This is a genomic window from Cumulibacter soli, from assembly GCF_004382795.1.
GTDB classification, from domain to species: domain Bacteria; phylum Actinomycetota; class Actinomycetes; order Mycobacteriales; family Antricoccaceae; genus Cumulibacter; species Cumulibacter soli.
The window spans coordinates 217,570-240,348 of sequence record NZ_SMSG01000004.1 but is presented as its reverse complement, the minus strand read 5'-3'; the positions used below and the strand labels follow the sequence as shown (position 1 = coordinate 240,348).

General features: G+C 61.9%; 11 protein-coding genes. 8 read left to right on the top strand and 3 right to left on the bottom strand.

Annotation, left to right across the window (positions count from 1 at the left end; all coding sequences use genetic code 11):
* Window positions 1–8: 8 nt before the first annotated feature.
* From E1H16_RS10560 to E1H16_RS10535, 6 genes are all read left to right on the top strand, one after another.
* Complete coding sequence (locus E1H16_RS10560; protein ID WP_208378991.1) at window positions 9–2,891, top strand: helix-turn-helix transcriptional regulator; 2,883 nt, start codon at window positions 9–11, stop codon at window positions 2,889–2,891.
* A 40-nt stretch (window positions 2,892–2,931) separates the two neighbouring features.
* Window positions 2,932–4,539, top strand: coding sequence for an AMP-binding protein (locus E1H16_RS10555; protein ID WP_134323839.1), 1,608 nt, complete (start codon window positions 2,932–2,934; stop codon window positions 4,537–4,539).
* A gap of 146 nt (window positions 4,540–4,685) precedes the next feature.
* Entirely contained in the window at window positions 4,686–6,296 is a 1,611-nt protein-coding gene (locus E1H16_RS10550) for an ABC transporter substrate-binding protein (RefSeq protein ID WP_134323838.1), read from the top strand.
* 61 nt (window positions 6,297–6,357) lie between these two features.
* The gene (locus tag E1H16_RS10545) at window positions 6,358–9,732 is read left to right on the top strand and encodes a carboxyl transferase domain-containing protein (protein ID WP_134323837.1); all 3,375 of its coding nucleotides are present in this window, start codon (window positions 6,358–6,360) and stop codon (window positions 9,730–9,732) included.
* A complete protein-coding gene (locus E1H16_RS10540; RefSeq protein ID WP_134323836.1) occupies window positions 9,729–12,131 on the top strand; it encodes a CaiB/BaiF CoA-transferase family protein in 2,403 nt (800 codons plus the stop codon). The genes E1H16_RS10545 and E1H16_RS10540 overlap by 4 nt, the downstream gene beginning before the upstream one ends.
* Before the next feature lie 99 nt (window positions 12,132–12,230).
* Window positions 12,231–15,662 carry a carboxyl transferase domain-containing protein gene (locus tag E1H16_RS10535; protein ID WP_134323835.1) on the top strand — a complete coding sequence of 1,144 codons (3,432 nt, stop codon included), beginning with the start codon at window positions 12,231–12,233 and terminating at the stop codon, window positions 15,660–15,662.
* A 77-nt stretch (window positions 15,663–15,739) separates the two neighbouring features.
* On the opposite strand, the gene E1H16_RS10530 is transcribed toward E1H16_RS10535, so the two are convergent.
* Both E1H16_RS10530 and E1H16_RS10525 read right to left on the bottom strand, forming a co-directional pair.
* On the bottom strand, window positions 15,740–18,328 hold the full coding sequence (locus tag E1H16_RS10530; protein ID WP_134323834.1) for a DEAD/DEAH box helicase: 2,589 nt from the start codon (window positions 18,326–18,328) through the stop codon (window positions 15,740–15,742).
* Between the two features lie 31 nt (window positions 18,329–18,359).
* Window positions 18,360–19,013 carry a DUF1801 domain-containing protein gene (locus E1H16_RS10525; RefSeq protein ID WP_134323833.1) on the bottom strand — a complete coding sequence of 218 codons (654 nt, stop codon included), beginning with the start codon at window positions 19,011–19,013 and terminating at the stop codon, window positions 18,360–18,362.
* Window positions 19,014–19,136: 123 nt separating this feature from the next.
* Here E1H16_RS10525 and E1H16_RS10520 point away from each other — a divergent pair, with 123 nt between their 5' ends.
* On the top strand, window positions 19,137–20,105 hold the full coding sequence (locus E1H16_RS10520) for an NADPH:quinone oxidoreductase family protein (protein WP_134323832.1): 969 nt from the start codon (window positions 19,137–19,139) through the stop codon (window positions 20,103–20,105).
* Window positions 20,106–20,189: 84 nt separating this feature from the next.
* Here the strand turns inward: E1H16_RS10520 and E1H16_RS10515 are convergent, their stop codons facing one another.
* Window positions 20,190–20,621: a PPOX class F420-dependent oxidoreductase gene (locus tag E1H16_RS10515; RefSeq protein ID WP_134323831.1), complete on the bottom strand. Its 432-nt coding sequence runs from the start codon at window positions 20,619–20,621 to the stop codon at window positions 20,190–20,192.
* A 174-nt stretch (window positions 20,622–20,795) separates the two neighbouring features.
* Between E1H16_RS10515 and E1H16_RS10510 the strand changes: the two genes are divergently transcribed.
* Window positions 20,796–22,754: a M13 family metallopeptidase gene (locus tag E1H16_RS10510; RefSeq protein ID WP_134323830.1), complete on the top strand. Its 1,959-nt coding sequence runs from the start codon at window positions 20,796–20,798 to the stop codon at window positions 22,752–22,754.
* Window positions 22,755–22,779 lie beyond the last annotated feature (25 nt).

Below are 22,779 nucleotides of genomic sequence, written 5' to 3'. Positions count from 1 at the left end.
AGGTCATCGTGACGACCGTGGGATTAGGGCCAACAGCACTACCGCTAATTGGTCGCGAGCGCCAAGTGAGCGAGCTCGTTGCGATGGCCAAATCTGCAATGCGCTCCGAGCGCCAAACCTGTCTCATCACCGGGGCCGCGGGGATCGGCAAAAGCCGCCTGATTGAGGAGTTTCTGGCCATGGCGCGCCGCTTTGGCATGAATGTTCTCGTCGGGCGGGCGATGAGCGTCGATGCTGGAATCGCGTATGCAAGCCTGCGAGCGATTCTTGAGAGCGCAAAGGACAACTACGAGCCGGATGTGGACAAGCTCGGGCAGGAGTTGCTGGAGCAAATCGACGAGGCCATGGGTAGCCCACAGGCCGGCGGTATGAGCTACTTTCGACCGCCGTCTCGCGAGCTCGTCACCTATCTGGAAAGACTGACGAGTGACGCTCCAACCGTGGTCGCGCTTGACGACGCGCATCTCGCCGACGAGGAAAGCATCAAGGTGCTAGTGCGACTTGCGGGCCGATTGGAGGATCGCCGGATCTTCTTCGTAATGGCTGCACGCGGTGACGGCCACGAGTCTGTTCGAACGCGCCGAGGGATCAGGCACTTCATCGAGGCCATCGGTGGCCATAGCGTCAATCTCGAGCCTCTGGACCGCGCCGACATCATGGCACTGATTACGGAGATGGTCGGTGCACACCCAGATGAGGAACTGAGCGACACCGTATTCCAGCACTCTCGCGGCGTCCCGTTCTTTGCGCAAGAGCATATCCTCGCGCTGCGACAGCGCGGGGTGTTGTGCGTTATAGGCGGTCGAGCCCGGCTGGCCAGTTACGCCGACGGTTCGCCGAGTGTGGCGAGCAACCCAACGATGGTCGTACTGGAACGTGTCGCGCAGCAACCGCCGTATGCGCGCGAGGTAGCAGAGATCATTTCGGTATTTCAGCGCGTAGTCGGTACTCAAATTGAACTCGTAAAGATGCTGTCGGGTCTCGATGCGGATCAGATGAGCGTAACTCTCGAGAAGTTGGTTGCTGACGCGATATTGGTCCGAACGGCGAACGACGGTTTCGAGTTTTCTCATCCGCTGATCGGCGAAGCGGTTTATCAAAGCCTTGACGACAATTTTCGGCAGCGCGTGCACAACGCCATTCTGGTGCAATTGGAATCGAGTTCTTCGGTGGAGGAGCTAAGCGCATCTGAGATTTCTTTGCGAGCCTGGCACACGGTGGAATCTGCTCAGCGTGGCGATCAGGTAGCGATCCGCGCAGCGTGTCGTGCCGCATCAGCGGTTCGATTCTCGTCGCCCCGTATTGCGGCCCAGTGGTACCAACGCGCCATTGACCTGCTGCCTGACGAAAGCGACATGAGGGCAAAACTGCTCGCTTGGCAGGCCGCCGCATTTTGGCGAGGATCGCTTCCCGAGCGCGCGATCGACGTGGGCCTGGACGCAATCTCAACGCTGAAGCCTGGCTATCTTGCCGAACGGACCAGGTACGCGGTGCTCAACGCGATGTATGCGATGGGCAAGTTCGAAATCACGTGCGACCTGGTCGACGAATACGCGCCAGTGAGTTCAGATGCGGTGCCGATGCACGCCTTGAAATCTCTCGCCGCATCGCATTTGGGACGTGTCCAGGATGCGCGGGCGTCGGTCGAGGGGCTGTTGGAGAAGGTTTCGTACAGCGCGCCGACCAATGAAGTACTGGCTCTGACGTATTTAGGCCAACTTGAGAACGGGATCGGAACGTACCGAAAGGTCGCGTCCGTGACGAACCGGATCGCAGATATAGCAGGGGACTCGCGCGGCCAGTACCACACCAATCACAAAGCGACTGCTCTCGAGGCGGGGCTGTACATCAACGTAGCCGCCGGGAACCTCAGACAAGCGCGGATATTCAGAGATCAGATCGACGACCTGTTGGACGGGAGAGAATCGCGTAATTTGGGCGCTCAGATGTCCTACGCGCAGGCCTTGCTGTCCTACCGTACGGGATCGTGGTACGAGGCTCTGCGACTGATCCGGTCGCGATTGGTCGATGTCGAACTCTCGGGATTCAAGGTCAATGCCACCCTGCTGAAATTGCTCGAGTCTCGCATTTTTCTAGGGGTGGGTCGCGTCGCGGCGGCTCGGCAAACCATCGGAGATGTACTACACAACGCAGAATGGTCATCCGTCGTGGAGTACGCCGACGCGTTAAGAACCCGCGCGCAGGTGATCGATCAACAAGTAACGGACGGCGCTGACCGCCTGCTGGAAATCGCACAGCGAGCTCGGGACGCTGGTTGGAATCAGGTCGAATATGGTGCGCTGGATCTGTGCCTCGACGGGCTATTCGATGCTGGTGATCCTCAATCGGCTGCCAGGCCCCTGCGGGACCTGCGTTCCTTGGCGCAGCGAACGGGGTTCCCGCGCTTCAAAGCCGTCCTGAATCTGCACGAAGCACTCTTGAACCAGAACGTATCCGCCGCGCAGCGCACATTGACGTATGGGGAAGCGCAAGGCGATCTGGTCTTGGTCGGTCAGGCCCGATACGCGCTGGCATCAGCGGGCGTCGCTACACGCCGAAATTTGGAACGTTCGCTGGGGATCTTCGAAAATCTGGGAGCCAAACCGTGGCTCGATCGCGCAGAGAAACTCGGTGCTGCAGTCGGGCTGGAGAGGGACGGCCGCGCAGCGGGTGCACGCGCGATCTGCCTTACCGAATCTGAGATGCGTTTAGCGGATCTGGTGCGCCACGGCTTAACGAATCAGGAGATCGCTGCCGCTCTGCACTACAGCCGAAAGACCGTCGAGACCTACTTGACGCGCCTATATCGGAAAACGGGTCTGAGATCCCGTGTCGAGCTGTCACTTGCTTTGGAACGTGGCGACGTGCAAAGCCGACTAGTCCGCAATTAGTAACGACCACTCGTGTCGCTGTCAGGAAGGAGCGTCTCGAATGCCTGATGAAGTGAAGGCGGGCCGAGCCGGAATACTTGAGCACGGGATCGCGGCCGTGCTTGATCACTGGGCCTCGCGCCGACCGGAGGACACCTTCGCCGTCTTTGATTCCGGCGAAGAGTGGAACTACACGGAGCTACGCGAGCTGGTACTGGATACCGCGCGTGTGCTACAAGACGCCGGGGTAAGACCGGGCGACATGGTCGTGACGTGGTTGGAAAACGGACCGCTCATGATCCGCACGTGGCTGGCCGTGAACTATTTAGGCGGCGTGCATGTGCCGATGAACACCGCCTACCGTGGCGCGCTGCTCGAGCACGCACTCAGCCTCGCCGAGGCAAAGATCATGGTGACTCACGCGGATTTGGTCGGGCGGTTGGATTCCGTGGATGCCGGCGGGCTCGAACTCGTCTACACCCTTGGCGCCCTCGAGCGTTCGCCCGAGCGAGTCTCGCTGCGTGATAGCGGGGAGTTGTGTCAGCCTCGGTCGGTTGACCCGAGCGCCGAAAACGTTCGGCCGTGGGACACACAGATGGTGCTGTACACGTCTGGGACGACGGGACCGTCGAAAGCGGTACTGGCGTCATACCGGCACATCGGGACGATGGCGCTCGAAGGCAACCCCACGAGCGCACCTGAAGATCGCGCGTTGGTGTACACGCCGCTCTATCACGTAACCGGCATCTCAGGGGTTTTGTGGGCGCTTGGCACGGGCGGCTCGATCGCAGTGTCGACGCGGTTCCGCACCTCGACGTTCTGGCGAGAGGTGCGTGGTCTTCGCGCGACATTCATGGTGTTGATGGGGTCGGTCGCGCGTTTTCTACTGAATGAGCCCGTGACGGAGGATGAGCGACGGACGACGCTGCGTCTCGCGCTCATTACTCCCTTCAACTCTGACGCGGTCGCCTTCGCGGAACGTGTTGGGATCGACTTCTACACCGTCTTTAATATGACGGAGGTATCGGTTCCGCTTCGTACTGACTTGAACGCGAAGGAACTGTATTCCTGTGGGCGCCTGCGTCCGGGCGTATCGGTGCGCATAGTCGACGAGAACGACATCGAAGTACCCGTCGGGCAGGTGGGCGAACTGCTCGTGCGTACTGACGAACCTTGGGAGATGTCGTCGGGGTACTACCGCAACGCCGAAGCGACTGCGTCGAGTCTCCGCAATGGGTGGTTTCACACCGGCGATGCGGTCAAGTGTGACGCGGCCGGAAACTACTTCTACATCGACCGCGTGAAGGACTCGATTCGACGCCGTGGAGAGAACATGTCGTCGTACGAGATCGAGGTGGAGGTCCAGGCGCACCCAGCCATTCTTGAGGCTGCCGCGGTAGCTGCGCCGAGCGAGTTTGGCGAGGACGAGGTGCTCGTTTTCGTCGTCCTGCACGATGGTGCGGAACTGGACCCAGTGGAGCTGATCGAGTTCCTCCGTCCCAGGATGGCGCACTTCATGATTCCCCGGTATATCCGCAAAGTCGATCAACTGCCGCGGACGCCGACCCAGAAGGTTCAGAAGGCTGAACTGCGAAAGATTGGCGCTACCGACGCCTGGGACCGCGAGGCAGCCGGCGTAGTGGTCAAACGTGACGACATCGGATCGTAAACAAAGCATCGATCCTGGCTGCTTCTCATTCGACGGATGGTGATGCCGACTGCCGTATTCGAGTTTGGGTAAATCTCTCGCCTGACGTCCGCGCGAACCCCGAGCGGGCGGAGGCAGCAATAAACGATCAGAGAAGGTGGTTTCGAATGACGTTCGAACATGATCTGCGCGCGCTGGCCGACTACCGAGTTTCGCGAAGAGGCGTCCTGCAAGGGTTTGGCATATTAGGTCTGACTGCCGGCTTAACGCCGCTTTTGTCGGCTTGCGGCTCCGGATCCTCGGGAAGCGAGGTCTCCAGTGATGAATTACGCCTCTCTATTGGCGCCCAGCCTAACAATCTGGATGCCGATAAGTTGACTGTGGGCGCTGACAATTACTTTCATCTTAATGTGTACGAAAAGCTCCTCGATTACGATCCGGACGGTAAACAAGTGGCCGCGATCGCGGCTGAACTTCCCGAGGTAAGCAGCGACGGCCGGGTGTACACATTCAAGCTCCGCAGTGGTGTCAAGTTCCATGACGGCTCGGACGTGACGGCCGAAGATGTGAAGTTTAGTTTCGAACGGTTTGTCGACCCGAAAATCGGCAACATATTCGCCTACAACCTCGGGCAGTTGGACAAGGTGGCAATTGTAGACCAGGCAACCATCGAGGTTCATCTGAAGAAGCCCGATGTGGCGTTCATGCCGCTGTGTGCGGTCGCGCCGATCATCCCTAAGGCCTACATCGAGAAAGTGGGCGACGACGAGTTCGCGACGAATCCGGTAGGTACCGGGCCACTGAAGTACGTGTCCCTGGAAGTGAATAAGGGATTCACGCTCGAACGTTTCGATGACTATTGGGGTACTCCCGCAGGCTTCAAGAAGTACACCTTTAACTACATCCCGGACAGCACGGCGCGCTCGACGACGCTGAAGAGCGGGCAGGCCGATCTCATATCTGCGATTCCCTCCCAGCAGTTGGAGTCACTCGAGGCTGAATCGGGATTGACGATCATTACCGATCTTGATGGCGACAATATGGATCTTAAGTTCAACCTGCTGGCCGACCAAGAGGGTAAGCCATGGATGGATCAACGTGTGCGTCAGGCGATGGACTTCGCCATCGACCGCGATACGATTCTGGATAAAGTTATGCTCGGTCTGGGTGAGAAGATATCCTTCTTCCAGCCGTTCAACGCGACTTTCGAACCAGCGAAGGCGGCCGGGCTTAAGCCTCGTGACTACGACCCTGACAAGGCAAAGGCGCTCCTTAAGGAAGCGGGCTACGCAGACGGATTCACGATACCATTCGCAGGGCTAGCTAACGGGCGGCAATCGAACTCGGCGGATGTTGCGCAAGCGATTGCGGGGTATTGGAATGACATCGGGATCGATGTTGATCTGAAGGTTCTAGATTATTCGACCTGGATTAGCTCGCTCAAGCCCGGAAGCGATTTCGGAGTCATGTACCAGCTGTTCGGTGATTCGCTCGACGGGCCAAGCCAACGGTTCACCGGAATGTTTCAGTCGGGTGGGACCTACACCATGGTCGAGGACGACCAACTGGACAAACTGCTGATTACGGCCTCCGGAAGTATCGGGGAAGAGGAGACCGATTCGAACTACATTGCTGCGGCCAAGTACATGGACGAGATTGCCTACGTGATTCCGCTATTTGCGACGTACGGCGCATTCGGGATGGTCGACGGTGTCGATTGGACGCCGTACAAGGGGATCGCCGCGACCCGCGTTGGGAACGCGAAGCCGGCTAGCTAGGTCACCATGATGCCAACAAAGTTTGTCCTGCCGATAGCAACCGTCGTAGAGATGAGGTTCGGTGAAGTTTGAACGCATAATGATTGCCAACAGAGGCGAGATCGCGATCCGCATCGCGCGATCAGTAGCGGAGCTTGGAATCCGATCGGTAGGGATCCATTCGCAGGATGACCGCGAATCGCTGCACGCCTCGTACGCGGACGAGTCGTACGAACTGCCTGGGACCGGACCAGCGGCTTACCTCGACATCGACGCGGTCATCGCGGCAGCCGTCGACATGCGCTGTGACGCAGTGCATCCGGGGTACGGATTCCTGAGTGAGCGGGCCTCGTTTGCGCGCGCATGCCAGGACCGGGGCGTCAGGTTTATCGGGCCGCGCCCAGACGCGTTGACTTTATTTGGCGATAAGGCGGCTTCGCGGGAACTGGCCGTAGCGCAGTCGGTGCCGGTGTTGTCGGGTACCGAAAGCGGCATCACGAGCAAGCAGGCGTCCGAGTTCCTGTCGTCCCTACCTGAAGACAGCGCGATGATATTGAAGGCGTCCTCGGGCGGTGGTGGCCGTGGTCAACGGATTGTCCGGATCGCCGAAGACGTTGACGAAGCATTTGCGAGGTGCGAGTCGGAGGCGCTTGCCTTCTTCGGGGATGGGCGACTTTTCGCTGAGCAGTACTTGACCGGGGCGCGACATATCGAAGTCCAGGTGCTGGGTGACAGTGCGGGAAACGTGTCGTACTTCTACGACCGTGACTGCAGCATCCAGCGTCGATTCCAGAAGATCATCGAAGTGGCTCCTGCTCCGAGGCTTGCCGGCGAAGTGCGGTCAGCCATCGCGGATGCGGCAGTACGAATGGCGTCGTGTGCGTCGTATGAGGGCCTCGGAACCTTCGAATTCCTCGTATCGGATGAGGGCTTCTACTTCATGGAGGCGAACCCTCGTCTGCAGGTAGAACACACCGTGACCGAGGAAGTGCTCGGGGTGGACCTGGTGCGTGCACAAATCGAAGTGGCAAGCGGCTCGTCGCTAGCCTCCCTTGGGCTTGGGCAACGTGACATCCCTTCGCCTCGGGGCTTCGCGGTGCAAGCACGAATCAACACCGAAAGAATTGCACCCGATGGCAGTCCGATCCCTACCTCGGGTGTGATTCAAGCGTTCGACCTACCGGCGGGATCGGGGGTGCGCACGGATTCCTTTGGTTATACCGGGTACCGCACATCGCATCGCTACGATCCGCTTCTGGCGAAGGTGATCGTGCACAGCCGGACGGATCGAATCGAGGATGCGTACGCGAAGGCAGCTCGGTCGCTGGATGAAGCGCGTATCCGTGGCGTGGCGACAAACGTCAACTTCCTGGCCGCGGTGTTGCGTCATCCGACGGTGGCGAAGGGGACGCCGTCAACGAGGTTCGTCGACGACAACGCCGATGAGATCTTGTCGCGGATGCCGCGTCCTGATGTAGAGACTCCCGGGCCTGACGGTGTCGAATCGGGGTTAGCGGGCTCCCGTGTCGATACGAATGATCCGCTGTCGGTCCTCAACGCACGCGATCGCGGTCCTGAACGGCGGCAGACTAGGGAGGCCGCGTACGACGAATCGCTGACACGTGTGGTGTCTCCGATGCAGGGGACCATCGTTGAGGTTGCCGTGCAGGCAGGCGATCTCGTTGCTGCTGGTCGACCGGTCGCGGTGATGGAGGCCATGAAAATGGAACATCCGATCAACGCGACGGTCGGTGGGATGATTCATGACGTTGTTGCGGTGCCGGGGGACGCGGTGCTCGAGGGACACACGCTGGTAACCATCGAGCCTCAAGATGTGGACGAATCCGTCGACGTAAGTGATGCTGAGCTGGACCCGGATCACGTGAGGCCAGATCTGCAGGAGTTGCTTGACTATCATGCCGCCGGTCGCGATGAATCGCGTCCTGCCGCTGTGGCGAAGCGGCACCGAAAAGGCTATCGCACCGCCCGTGAAAATATCGATGACTTGTGCGATACGGGAACGTTCGTCGAGCACGGGTCGCTCGTTCTCACGTCCGGAACCGGACTGCCGGAAGAGGAGGTTGTTCGCGACTTCTCAGGCGATTCAATGGTCTGCGGCATCGGTGATGTGAATGGGGCGGACTTTGGTCCGGGCGGATCACGTACTGCCGTCTTGTCTTACGACTACATGGTGCTGGCCGGCACCCAAAGCCAACTCAATCACCTGAAGACGGATCGGATACTGCAACTGGCGGCGGATTGGGAACTCCCAGTAGTTTTCTTCGCCGAGGGCGGGGGCGGACGAGCCGGTACAGGAGGCCGCCGAGCGGGAGGTGGCGAGGCCGCTCCGTCGAACAATGCGAATCCTCGCTCGCTCGCCGTGCAGAGTTTCGCAGCAATGGGCCGACTGAGCGGCCGTGTGCCGACCATAGGCATCACGAACGGCTACTGCTTCGCAGGCAACGCCGCGCTGCTTGGCATGTGCGATGTGGTGATCGCTACCGAGGACTCCAATATCGGAATGGGCGGCCCGGCGCTGATCGAAGGAGGTGGCCTCGGCGTATTTGCGCCGGAAGAGATTGGGCCGATCGAGGTCCAGTCGACTAATGGGGTTGTCGACATTGTCGTACGGGACGAAGCCGAGGCCGTGCGGACGGCGAAGCAGTATCTCTCGTACTTCCAAGGACCGGTCGACGATTGGGTCGGATCGGACCAGCAAGTGCTTCGGCATGTCATACCTGAGAACAGACTTCGCACCTACAGCGTCCGGGACGTGATCACCGGAATCGCGGACGACGGATCGGTGCTCGAGCTTAGGCGCGACTACGGGCGCGGAATGGTCACCTCGCTGGCGCGCATAGAGGGCAAACCGGTCGGGATCTTGGCGAACAACCCCGAGCACATGGCTGGCGCCATCGATAGCGAAGGGGCGCTGAAGGCCGCGCGCTTTATGCAGCAGCTGGAATCGTTTGGGATCCCGCTGGTGGTGCTTTGTGATACGCCGGGAATCATGGTCGGCCCTGAATCTGAAAAGACTGGCGCCGTGCGGCATTGCAACACGCTGTTCACGGTAGGCGCACAACTGACTATCCCGCTGTTCATGGTGATACTGCGAAAAGCGGTCGGTCTGGGCGCTATCGCGATGGCGGGCGGCAGCATCACCGAGCCGGCGATGGCCGTGGCGTGGCCGACCGGTGAATTCGCCGGGATGGGTATTGAGGGCCAGGTAAAACTCGGATATCGCAAGGAACTTGAGGCCATCGAGGATACGAACCAGCGAATGGAGCGATACCGGCAACTCGTCGACGAAGCGTATGAACGAAGCAAAGCGGTTCGACAGGCTGCGTCGTTCCACGTCGATGACGTCATAGATCCCAGCGATACCCGACGGATCCTCGCCGATGTATTACGTTCGGTTGGAGCACGTGGCCGGCGTAATGCAGAGGGGCATCGATGAGCGAAACTTCCGACGTGGATGCCAACGGTGCGCCGTTGGCGGGATTGCGGGTACTCGAGTTATCTGATTCGGCTGGCGCATTGGGCGGCAGGTTCCTGGCAGCACTCGGCGCGACGGTGTTGCGCGTGGACCGGCCTAACAGCGACCGCGGTGCCGAGCCGGGCACTTGTCGAGAGGCGCGAGATCTCACGCTCCACGTAGGTAAGCAAAGCGTCGAGATTGACACGAGCAGTGCCGACGGTCGGCGTGAGTTGACTGCGCTCATCACCGGCAGTGACCTGGTGATCTGCTCGCCGGGGCGCCCGATCATGGATCAACTAGGTATCTCGATCGAGGCGTTCGCCGAGGAGCATCCTGACGTCGCTCTGGTCTTGCTCGACCCGTTCCCGCCGGACTCGCCCTTCAACGGGGAGACCGCGACGGATCTGTTGCTGAGTGCCGCCGGTGGGTTGGCTTGGTTATGTGGCGGCGCCGAAGGTCGACCGGAGCAGCCGAAGGAGTTGCTCTCTCAATCGTATGCGGCGATCTCCGCGTCGCTGGCGGGGTTGCTCGGCGTCAACGCGCGCGCGTTGCAGGGCCGCGCGGGGTGGTTCGAGGTCACCGCCCAGGAAGCGGTGGCCTTTGCCTCGGCCCAGACTGGCGATGTCAACCATCTCACCTGGCACGACCGCATTCCATCGCGGCCCTCCTGGGCTGAAAACCCTCGCGGAGGCGTCTTCCAGTGCGCCGATGGCCGGTGGGTGAGCGTGGTCTTCTTCGGGGCGCGATACAAGCAGGTGATCGCCTGGTTTCAACAGGAGCGTCTGGGGGAGACCTATCACGATCCGGCATGGCTCGATTACGAGTACTACTTCGAACGCATCCAGCAATTGGCCGAGACGATGGCGGAGCTATGCACGAGGTACACCGCCGACGAGGTCGTTCAATCGGGTCAGTCACGTCTGATCATGGTCACCCCGGTGTTGGGTGCTACCGATCTGCTGTCCGACCCCCAACTCCTCGCACGGAACATGTTCAGTGCCGTGCCGGATAGCCCGTCACCGGTCGTCGTCCCGCGCGCGCCGTTGGTCTTCAGTCATGCGACGTTGCCGCGGCCGACGGCGCCGCCGCGACCCGGAGCGCATGATCCGGCGATGCTGGCCGAGTGGCTGCAGGAGAGTGCTCGTCGACAGGGCGGCCGCAGCGCGGTATCGCAGACCGGCAGGCTCCCGCTCGAAGGCCTACGGGTCGCGGACTTTACTTGGATGCTGGCTGGTCCGATCGCGGCTAGGTTCCTGGCGGACATGGGGGCCGATGTCGTACGTCTGGAGTCCAGCACGCGCCAGGACCTCGCACGTGAGATCGGTAATCACCCACCCGGGCTGCAGACAATCGATACCAACTCGCACCAGAACTTGGCTGGCGGCAACAAACGAAGCCTGGCCGTGAACATGCGTGAGGCAGAAGGCGTCGAGATCGCGCGAAAGGCCATCGGTTGGGCCGATGTAGTGATCGAAAACTTCCGGGGCGGGGCGATGGCGAAATGGGGTCTTGACCCAGAGTCGCTGCTGGCCGATCGTCCCGAGTTAATTGTTCTCAGCATCCCCGCGGTCGGTTCCGATGGTCCGCGCAGCGGCTTCGGCGCGATTGGATCCGGTGTCGCGGCGTACGGCGGCATTAACATGCTGACCGGCTTCCCAGAGAACCCGCCGAGAGGCGTGGGGGTGATGATCGCCGACTTCTTCACCCCGCTGTTCGCAGTACAGGGCGTCCTCGCGGCGCTCTACGAGCGCCAGCGCAGTGGTCGGGGCCAACACATTGACGCCGCCATGCTGGAATCCACGCTGTGGATGACTGGTACGACGCTTGCTGATGCTCAGTTCGAGGGCCAGGATCCGAAGCGTCGTGGAAATCGCGACCTGTCGATGGCGCCGCACGGCATCTTTCGATGCCAGGGGGACGACGAATGGCTCGCGTTGTCGATCCGCTCCGATGGCGAGTGGCGGGATCTGTGTCGAGTGCTCTCGATTCCCCTCGAGTGTGCCGAGCGGTTCGCTCTCGCTAGTACCCGCCTGGCTCATCAAGACGAGGTAGAGCGTGTTGTTGAGGACGCTACTAAGAAGTGCGTCAGGTGGGAACTGTCCGAACAATTGCAGGCCGCGGGGGTGCCCGCGGTGCCACTGGAGAATGTTGCCGATCATCTTTATCACGATGCCGGCATGCATCGGAGGTGGACGGAACACACCCACCCGTTCGGATACCCACTCATGTCTCAGAACCAGTTCATTCGCCCGGGTGGGTCGGTCGTTCCGAGTCGGCGATATCCGAACCTGGGTGAACACACGGCCGAGGTCCTTGGAGAGCTGGGATTCTCCGAGGATGCCGTGAACGATCTGTTTTCCCGCGGGATTCTGAAGTGAGTCGTGCCGCAGGAAGGGCAATGCAATGTGCCGCCGCGATGCGGCAACTCCAATGGACTCGCTACGTCACGAAACGCCGTTTCGGTAGAGGAGAGATCAATGACGTTTAGGTCAATCTTGATAGCCAATCGAGGGGAAATCGCGCTTCGTGTCAGCAGGGCGGCATCCGAACTTGGGATCCGAACTATAGGCGTGTATTCCGTCGACGACGCGGACAGCCTGCATGTTCAGCGGGTCGATGAGGCCGTGGCCCTGCCGGGCAAGGGACCACGTTCGTACCTCGATATCGACGCGGTGCTGGAAGCGGCTACTTCTGCAGGTGCTGAGGCGATCCATCCGGGGTACGGCTTCCTGGCTGAAAGCGCAGAGTTCGCTCGACGGTGCGCCGATGCCGGAATCGCCTTTATCGGCCCGAAAACCGAACACCTGGAGTTGTTCGGTCATAAGGGCCGGGCTCGGGCAGCCGCACTCGAGGCAGGCGTACCGGTAATGCGCGGGATCGACCGGGCGGTGTCGCTCGATGAGGCGGCCGAGTTCTTCGCCGGTCTTCCAGCTGGGCGCGCGATGATGATCAAGGCGATCGCGGGAGGCGGAGGTCGCGGGTCACGAGTCGTGAGCGATGCGGCTGAACTTGAGGACCTGTACGCGCGGTGCCGGTCCGAAGCGGCGATGTCATTCGGGTCGGATGAGGTCTATGTGGAGGAATTCGTCGCTCGCGCCCGGCATATTGAGGTCCAGGTCCTGGGCGACATGTACGGCGCGGTGGCGTCACTCGGGGAGCGAGAGTGCAGCCTGCAGCGGCGGCACCAGAAGGTGCTCGAAATGGCGCCCGCACCCGGGATCGGGGACGCTGTCCGCGATCAAATCATCGACGCCGCGCTGGCGCTCGCGCGCCACACGGCATACGCCAACGCGGGCACTTTCGAGTTTCTGCTGGATGTCGGGCCGGAGAGCGACGGAACTCAATTCGTCTTCATCGAAGCCAACGCGCGGCTTCAGGTCGAGCACACGGTGACTGAGGAAGTCACCGGCGTCGACATCGTCGCGGCCCAGATCCAGCTTGCACAGGGCGCGACGATCGACGAGATCGGCCTGGGCGGTACGCCGCTCGAGCCCCGGGGCTATGCGATCCAGGCGCGGGTGAACTTGGAGGTACTCGCCGAGGACGGGGCGATCAGACCAGGCGGAGGACTGCTTCAGACCTACGAGCCGCCCGGCGGTCCCGGTGTGCGTGTGGACGGTTTCGGATACGCGGGGTACCGAACGAATCCGGCATTCGACTCGCTGCTGGCCAAGGTGGTCGTCCACTCGGGCTCACGAAACGTCGGGGACGCAATCAAGCGACTGCGCAGAGCGCTGCGGGACTTCAGAATGGACGGCATCACGTCCAACATCCCCTTCCTGCAGGCAATCCTCGCCCACCCGGATGTCCTGGCCGACCGGTTCTATACGCGGTTTGTGGACGATCATGTGGCCGAACTGGTCCGGGCGGCAGAAGCGTGGACTGAGGCCAACCCGCCGCTGTCGATGGTCGAGTCGGCGGTGACAACGGTGACCGCCCCACAACGGGCGGACGGCCGCAGCGCACAGGCGGTCAGTGCCGACCCGTTGGCGCTCTTCGACTTCACTGGCACGTCCCAGCCCCCGGAGCCGGTCGCTCAAACGTCGGTGCGGGCGCCTTCGTCGGCGATTGGCGACGGCGAGGTCGCAGAGGTGCCGGCCCCGATGCAAGGCACGATCATTTCGATTGACGTCAACGTCTCGGACGTCGTACGAAAGGGCCAACAGGTCGCCGTGATCGAGGCGATGAAGATGGAGCATGTGCTCCGTGCCGGCACCACCGGGCGGGTATACGAGATACCGACCGACGTCGGCAACATCGTGTACGAAGGCGAAGCGGTCGTACGGCTCGATCAGATCGACAACGATGCCGAGGCTGTCGATAACGCTGGTGCCCAGGTTGATCCGGACCATATCCGTGACGATCTGCAGGAACTCTTCGATCGCAGGGCGCTCGTCCTCGACGAGAACCGCACGGCGGCGGTCGACAAGCGGCACTCTTTCGGGTACCGCACCCCGCGGGAGAACATCGCGCACCTGCTCGACGAAGGCTCTTTCAAGGAGTACTGGCCGTTGGTCGTCGCCCGACGGCGTTCTCGGGATGACGAAGAGACGTTGAAGAAGATCTCGCCCGCCGACGGGCTGGTTGGCGGTACCGGTTCGATCAATGGTGACCTGTTCGATGACGAGCGTTCACGGGCGATGGTCGTCTCGTACGACTACACGGTCCTGGCGGGTACTCAGGGCGGAATGAACCATTACAAGCAGGATCGGCTTTACGAACTTTGTCATCGTTTCCGAATCCCGCTGGTCCTATTCGCCGAGGGCGGCGGCGGGCGGCCCGGGGACGACAAGTTGGGTCCCGGTCCGGCCTTGGACGTCTATACCTTCGTGACGTTCTCGAAACTCAGCGGGCTGGTTCCGGTAATCGGCATCACTAACGGACGTTGCTTCGCCGGAAACACTGCGCTCTTGGCCTGCGCCGACGTCATCATCGCCACCGAGTCCTCGACGACGGCGATGGGCGGCCCGGCGATGATCGAGGGCGGTGGGCTCGGTATGTACACACCGGAGGAACTCGGACCGCCGTCGATGCAGTCACCGAACGGGGTCATCGATATCCTGGTCAAGGATGAGGAGGAAGCGGTCGACGTCGCAAAGAAGTACCTCTCCTACTTCCAGGGGCCAGTCGACGAGTGGGAGGCGCACGACCAACGACTGCTGCGTCACGTCGTACCCGAGGGCGGGAAGCGCCTATACGAGATGCGCGAGATCATCGAGCTCATCGCCGACGTCGACTCGGTCTTGGAAATCCGGCGTGACTTCGGGATCGGCATCATCACCTCGTTCATCCGTGTCGAGGGTCGCCCGATGGCAGTTATTGCGAACAACCCGCATCACCTGGCGGGCGCCATTGACTCGGACGGCGCCGATAAGGCCGCACGGTTCATGCAACTGTGCGACGCATTCGACATTCCGGTGCTAAGCCTGATCGACTGCCCCGGAATGATGGTTGGTCCGGAGGCAGAATCCAAGGCCCTCGTGCGGCACTGTGCCAGGTTGTTCAACGTCGGCGCGAATATGACCACGCCGCTGTTCGCGGTGGCCATCAGGAAGGCCTACGGGCTTGGCGGGCAGGCGATGTTCGGGGCCAGCACCCTGGTCGGCTTCTTCTCGGTGGCGTGGCCTTCCGCAGAGTTTGCCGGGATGAACATCGAGGGCATGGTGAAGTTGGGGTATCGCAAGGAACTACAGGCCATCGAGGACCCGGACGAGCGGCGCGAACAGTTCCAAAAACAGGTGGACGCCGCGTACGAGGCCGCGCGGGCGGTGAACGTGGCCGTTGGCGGCGGAATTGACGACGTGATCGACCCCGCCGAGACCCGAGAATGGTTGGCCGACAGTATGCGCCGGCTGCCGCCGACCGCTCCGCGCACCGAGAAGAAGTATCCGTTCGTCGACACCTGGTGAGTGTGGATAGGCGCGGTCGCGCCCGGGAGGTGGGGCGGCCGGTGGCGGACGTCTAGTGGATCGGGAGCGCTGGTTGGCTAGCCGAGTCGGTGCATCGCGGTGGTGAGCATGACCAACTCGCCAGCCTCGTCGGTGGCGTCGAGATCCACGACAGCATCGATTACCCAATCATGGTGCTCTTCTGGATCCGCCAGCGTCTGCCGCACCGACCATAGCCGCGCGATCGCGTCGTCGTCCCCACCCGGCGGCGGCCCCTCGATTGGCTCGATAGTTAGATGCGCCGGTCCGCGAGCATTACCATCGGTCAGCACATCGTCATGTTCGCTGAAGTAGGCATCGAGCGCGGCATCCCAGGCGGCCCGATCCATGACGGCGCTGCGCTCTGGTGAGCATTTCGCGGCCGCTCCAGTCTCCAGCGCTACCAGCGCATCCACACGATCGAAAGCGACGTGCTGCACCCGCAGGAACATCGCTGTGCGCACCATCACGCGCAGCGCACGATCCTGGCGCGACAGTGGGATCGGCTTGTTCACGGGCTCCTCGCGCTCGACGATGACAGCGTCCGGGTTGCTCAGCGCTGTCCACTCATCCAGCAAGCTGGAGTCGACCTGTCGGATCACCTCGCCAAGCCAATACTCCAGATCGGTGAGCTCTTCGGTCCAAGCGTCGTCCGGCAGTGTCTGTCGTAGCGTTCGGTAGGCGTCGGTGAGGTACCTCAGCAACAGACCCTCTGATCGCGCGATCTGATAGCGGCTGATGAAGTCGTTGAACCCCATCGCCTGCTCGTACATTTCCCGCACGATCGACTTGGGGCCAAGCGCATCCTCCGGTACCCAGGGGTGACCTTGGCGATATGTTTCAAAAGCAGCGCCCAGGAGTTCAGCTAACGGCTGCGGCCACGTGATGTCCTCGACCAGACGCATTCGCTCGTCGTAGTCGACGCCGTCCGCCTTCAACTCGCCGATCGCCTCTCCGCGTGCGGCTCGTTGTTGTGCGAACAGGATGACGCGTGGTGCCTCGAGAACTGACTCAATCACGGAGACCGCATCCAAGGCATATCCGGGATCTTCAGCGTCCAAGAGGTCTAACGCGGCGAGGGCGAAGTGAGACAGCGGTTGATTCAAGGCGAAATCTGCAGGCAGGTCCGGCGGGAGTACGTACCTCCGCCCAAACTCGTCGACGCTGTCGAGTCGTTGCACCACGCCGCTGCGCACCAGGCTGCGCGTCAACCTCAGCGCGCGCCGCACCAGCTTTAGCTGGCTCGAGCGGGGTTCATGATTGTCAGTGAGTAATCGACGCAGCACGACGAACGGGTCCTCCTCGCGGGAGATCACGTTGATCAGCATCGAGTTGTCGACTTTCATCCGCGAACGTAGCGCCTCAGGACTGCCATTCACGAGTTTGTCGAAGGTCTGCTCGCTCCACACCACCGTTCCGGGAGGAGGCTTACGCAACTGCGGTTTGCTTTTCTTCTTGGGATTGGCGGCGTTCTTGGCGTCCGATTTGGCTTTCGCGCGCTCGTTCTCAATCACATGCTCGGGCGCCTGGACAACCACGTACCCGGCCGTGTCGTATCCGGCGCGGCCGGCGCGCCCAGCAATTTGTTGGAACTCGCGCGCCTTGAGGACTCGATCACGGCTGCCGTCGAACTTGGCCAGTCCGGTGAACAGCACTGTGCGGATCGGCACGTTGATACCGACACCGAGCGTGTCGGTGCCGCAGACGATGCGCAGCAACCCGGCCTGCGCGAGCTGCTCCACCAGACGCCGGTACTTAGGCAGCATTCCCGCGTGATGGACGCCGGTCCCTGAGCGCAGCAACCGCGACAGCGTCTTTCCAAACCCGGCTCCGAACCGGAAATCGCCTATCTTATCGGCGATCGCGTCCTGCTGATCGCGGGTGGTTACCTTGGTGTTCAGCAGAGATTTCGCGTGTTCGATCGCCGCTTGCTGCGTGGAATGCACGACGTACACCGGGGCGTCGCCACCCTCGAGTAGTTCCTGCAGGGTCTCGCCAACGGGCGTCATCGCCCAGCGAAATGTCAGCGGTACTGGACGTGGCGCATCGGCCACGAGCGCAGTTTCGCGGCCGGTACGGCGAGTCAGATCCTTTCGAATATCAGTGACGTCGCCCAACGTTGCAGACATCAGTAGAAACTGTGCCTTCGGAAGTTCCAGTAGCGGCACCTGCCATGCCCACCCGCGATCGAACTCGCCGTAATAGTGGAACTCGTCCATCACGACCATCGCGACGTCAGCCTGGGCGCCCTCGCGAAGTACCAGGTTCGCCAACACTTCGGCGGTGCAGCAGATGATCGGCGCGTCCGCGTTCACCGACGAGTCGCCGGTCAGCAAGCCGACATTCTGTGGTCCGAACAGCCGACACAGGTCGAAGAACTTCTCGTTGACCAGCGCCTTGATCGGCGCCGTGTAGAAACTGACCCCATCATTGGCAAGCGTGTTCAGGATCGCGGCCGAGGCGACCAGCGACTTCCCAGAGCCAGTCGGCGTAGCGAGCACAACATGTGCGCCACCGAGTAGTTCAAGAATCGCCTCGTCTTGGTGCGGGTACAACTCGATCTCGGCGTCGGTTGCCCAGCCGGTGAAGATGTCGTAGATATCGTCTGGACCGGTGGCCGATCCAAGCCGCTCGTCCAGCCGTCTCATGCTGCAATCCAATCACGGCGACGCCGAGGCTTCACGGTGCGTTGGATCGCCAGCCGAGCGCGATGAGCTCGCGCAGCACGTCCTGCTCGACGTCCGCGAGCTTGTTGATGTAGAGGCAGCCGGCGCCCGCGCGGTATTTACCCAGGCGTGCCAATACGTCGTCGTGACCACTGAGCCCGTACAGCGAGTTGGAGGCTGATCGAGGGCTGAAACCGACGCGCGGCATATCGCCTTCGCGGCCTGACTCATAGGTGTAGTGCACCGCGCCGTACCCGACGATTGACGGTCCCCACATCACGGGGTCCTCGCCGGTGACGTCGGCGAACAACGTCAACAGCGCCGCACCGTCCTCGCGTTGACGCTTCTTGGGCAGCGCTGAGATCCAGGCGGCGGGTTCGATGCCGGTCGGCTCGGTCGCGTTTGCGTTACGTTCGGGCTTACGTCCATCTTCGATCGCCACCAGCCCGCCGGCCCTCGCGCCCACACTCGCATCGTCGTCGGCGAACTCCCAACCATGTTCAGTCATCGCGCGACGCAGGAGCCCGATCGCTTTCGGACCCATACCGTGCAGCGCGAGAACATCGCGCATCGGCACGCCGGCCAATTCCCCGAGATGGGTGTAACCCGCGGACGCGAGCGCGCGGCTCGCGGGGGCACTAGTTCGGGGAAAGGGCACGTCAGCCATCAGCTCAGTGTAGGGGAGCGCATGCCCGCTACCGGCCACAGCGCGAGCCGTAACTCGCGGGTGTGGAGTGCCAGATCGTGGGCCCGAATCGCCAGCTGAACGAGCGGTCAGTAACCTCGGGTCATGCGTGCTGTTCAAGTAGTCAACTATGACGGTCCCGAAGCCCTGGTCATCAACGACATCCCCGAGCCGACGGCCGGCCCGGACGAAGTCTTGATCGACGTCCACCGTGCAGGTGTCGCATTCCCGGACCTGCTCCTGAGCCGAAACATGTACCAGGTCAAGCCGGAGCCTCCGTTCACCCTGAGTGCGGACTACGCCGGGTACGTCGTTGCGGACGGCAACGGCTTCAAGGCAGGCCAGCGAGTCGTCGGCGCCAGTTCGCACGGTGGTGCGCAAGAACGCGTTGCGATTAAGGCCTCCTCGGTGTTCCCGCTGCCGGATGCGATCTCCTTCGAGGAGGCGACCGCGCTGCCAATGAACTACCTCACGGCCCAGTTCGCCCTCGTCGAGCGCGGTGAGCTCAAAGAAGGCGAGACCGTGATGGTCAACGGTGCCGCGGGGGGCGTCGGCACCGCCTCGATCCAGGTCGCCAAGGTATACGGCGCCCGCGTGATCGCGCTTGTCTCCAATGAGGAGAAGGCGCAGGTAGCCCGCGACGCCGGCGCAGATGAGGCGATCCTGCTGGACGGCTTCAAGGATGAGGCCAAGCGTCTGACCGACGGCCGTGGCGTCGACATGATCATCGACGTGGTCGGCGGCGATATCTTCACCGACATGCTGCGCTCGCTCGCGCCGCAGGGACGGTTGATGGTGGTCGGTTTCGCCGGTGGCCAGGGCATCCCCGAGGTCAAGGTGAACCGCCTCCTGCTGAACAACATCGACGTTCGCGGTGTCGGCTGGGGGGCGTTCGCAGCGATCACGCCCGGCTTCCAACGTCAGCAGTGGGAAGACCTGATGCCGCATATGGCGAGTGGCAAGATCAAGCCACCGATCGGCAAGGTCTACGCGATGGAGGAGTTCGGTCAGGCCCTGATCGACATGGATAACCGCAAGACTCTCGGCAAGTCCGTCGTCCGAATCAAGGACTAACTCGCGGCACCGAACCTGAGCGGTGCCGCCACCCGTTCGTCAACCACGCGCCGGCCGAGCCGGGCGTGGCTGACGGGGGTCGGGTCAGCGAATCTTGTCGCCGTACGTCCGGGTGACCTGCAACGTCAGCAGCACGCGCCGATCAGCGACCATCACGCGGCGATACTCGTCCCAATCGGGATGTTCACCGGCAGCGCGTCGGTAGTAATCGACCAGAGCTTCGACCTCGGCAGAGTCGGGCGACAAGCCCGGTCCCGTGAGTGTCACCGGTCCTTCCGCAGTAGCCCACGCCCAGCCATCCTTGCTGGTCACTTCTAGTGCTGCACGCGGGTCCCGGCGCAGATTGGCGGTCTTGGCGCGGCCCTCGGTCACCGAAATGAGGATCACCCCAGCGTCCCTGTCGAAGTACGGGGTGACGGGCGACAGTTGCGGCATGCCGTTTACCTTGATGGTGGCGAGTACGCCGATGCGGCTGGCTGCGAGGAGGTCTGCAGGATCGAACTCAGCGGAAGTCATATCGCGATGCTATGCCCGCGTCGCGACCAGATCGGCTGACCTGCGGTTCAAAACAGGCTTTGAGGGACGAGGCATCGGGATAATCCACTCGTCACGGCGCTGGGAGCTCGTTTCGAACCGGATCGGCAGCGAGGACGCCAGCGTGTGTCGCCGGATCGAACTAGTGTCATCGGGGTGAGCATTCTTGATGACGCCCGCGAGGGCATGAACACCGATATTCGACCCCAGGACGACTTGTTCGGTCACGTCAACGGTCAGTGGCTCGATACTGTCGAGATCCCGAGTGACCGCTCCAGTTGGGGTCCGTTCGTGCAACTTGCTGACACCGCGGAACAGCAGGTGCGCGAAATCATCCAGGATCTGGCGGACGCCGACCCGGGAACTTTGAGCGAGAACGGCGCGAAGATCGCCGCGCTGTACGCGTCGTTCATGGACACCGAACAGGTGAACAAGCGCGGGATTGAGCCGATCGCCCCGGCGATTGCGGCTGTGGGCGAGATCGAGGACGTCCAGGGTGTGGCGCGGTTCCTTGGTGAACTGGAGCGCGTGGGTGGATCGGGCCTGTTCGGCTCCTACATTGACACCGACGACCGAAACTCGGACCGCTACCTCGTGCACGTGACGCAGGGCGGGCTCGGGCTACCGGACGAGTCTTACTATCGCGAGGACAAGTTCGCCGAGATCCGTGCGAAGTACGCCGAGTACCTGCAGGTGATGTTCACGCTCGGCGGTATCGACGATGCTGCCGGTACCGCCGCGTTGGTGCTCGAGTTGGAGACCAAACTCGCGGCAGGTCACTGGGAGCGCGCGGACACCCGCGATGTGCAGAAGACGTACAACCTGAAGTCGTACGACGAACTCACCGCTCTCGGGCCGAACTTTGACTGGCACGGCTACATCACAGCGCTCGGTGGTGACGAGCAAACGCTTGCCGAGGTCTGCGTCCGCCAGCCGTCCTACGTGGAGCACCTCTCGGCGGTGCTGGCGCAGACCCCGATTGAACAGACGCGAGCATTCCTGCTCAGCAGGGTATTGCGCTCCGCGGCGCCGTATCTCACCGACGAGTTCGTCGAAGCGAACTTCGACTTCTATGGCCGTACCCTGTCGGGCACGCCTGAGTTGCGCGCTCGCTGGAAGCGCGCGGTCTCTTTCGTCGAGGGATCCATCGGCGAGGCCGTCGGCGAGCAATACGTGGCCCGACACTTCCCGCCCCGCTCGAAGGAGCTGATGGACGAACTCGTCGCCAACCTGCTGACGGCCTACCGGGTGTCGATCGAGGCCCTCGACTGGATGACCGAGCAGACCAAGCAGCGCGCGTTCGAGAAGCTCGAGACGTTCCGGCCGAAGATCGGCTACCCCGAAAAGTTCCGCGATTACTCGGCACTGCAGGTCCGCGCGGACGATCTGATGGGCAATGTCGCCGCGGCAGAAGCCTTCGAGACCGACCGGCAATTAGCGAAGATCGGCTCGCCGGTTGATCGCGACGAATGGTTCATGCTGCCGCAGACCGTAAACGCGTACTACAACCCAGGCACCAATGAGATCTGCTTCCCGGCGGGCATCCTGCAGAAGCCGTTCTTCGCACCGGACGCCGATCCCGCCGAGAATTACGGTGGTATCGGCGCGGTGATTGGCCACGAGGTCGGGCACGGCTTCGACGACCAAGGTGCGCAGTACGACGGCGCCGGGAACCTCAACGACTGGTGGACCCCCGACGACAAGGCCGCATTCGAGGTGAAGTCGAAGGCACTTATCGCGCAGTACGACGGTTTCTCGCCGCGCAACCTGCCCGATGAAAAAGTCAACGGAGCTCTGACCGTAGGCGAGAACATTGGCGACCTGGGTGGGCTCACGATCGGTCACAAGGCCTACCAGATTTCGTTGGGCGCACCGCACGATGGTGATCTCGCTGATATCGAGGGGTCGAAGCGACTCTTCACCAACTGGGCGTACGTGTGGCGCACGAAACGGCGTACTGAGCAGGAACTTCAGTTCTTGACGATCGATCCGCACAGTCCGCCGGAGTTCCGCGCCAACATCGTGCGGAATCTCGACGAGTTCCACACAGCATTCGGCACGCGTGCCGGCGACGGACTCTGGCTCGACCCCTCCGATCGCGTCCGCATCTGGTAGCCGCTCGTTGCCCTCGGCGCCGGCA

Bases quoted from the DNA above. Each gene is read 5' to 3' on its own strand.
- E1H16_RS10555 (WP_134323839.1), top strand. From the start codon at position 2,932: ATGCCTGATGAAGTGAAGGCGGGCCGAGCCGGAATACTTGAGCACGGG.
- E1H16_RS10550 (WP_134323838.1), top strand. From the start codon at position 4,686: ATGACGTTCGAACATGATCTGCGCGCGCTGGCCGACTACCGAGTTTCG.
- E1H16_RS10540 (WP_134323836.1), top strand. From the start codon at position 9,729: ATGAGCGAAACTTCCGACGTGGATGCCAACGGTGCGCCGTTGGCGGGA.
- E1H16_RS10535 (WP_134323835.1), top strand. From the start codon at position 12,231: ATGACGTTTAGGTCAATCTTGATAGCCAATCGAGGGGAAATCGCGCTT.
- E1H16_RS10530 (WP_134323834.1), bottom strand. From the start codon at position 18,328: ATGAGACGGCTGGACGAGCGGCTTGGATCGGCCACCGGTCCAGACGAT.
- E1H16_RS10525 (WP_134323833.1), bottom strand. From the start codon at position 19,013: ATGGCTGACGTGCCCTTTCCCCGAACTAGTGCCCCCGCGAGCCGCGCG.
- E1H16_RS10520 (WP_134323832.1), top strand. From the start codon at position 19,137: ATGCGTGCTGTTCAAGTAGTCAACTATGACGGTCCCGAAGCCCTGGTC.
- E1H16_RS10515 (WP_134323831.1), bottom strand. From the start codon at position 20,621: ATGACTTCCGCTGAGTTCGATCCTGCAGACCTCCTCGCAGCCAGCCGC.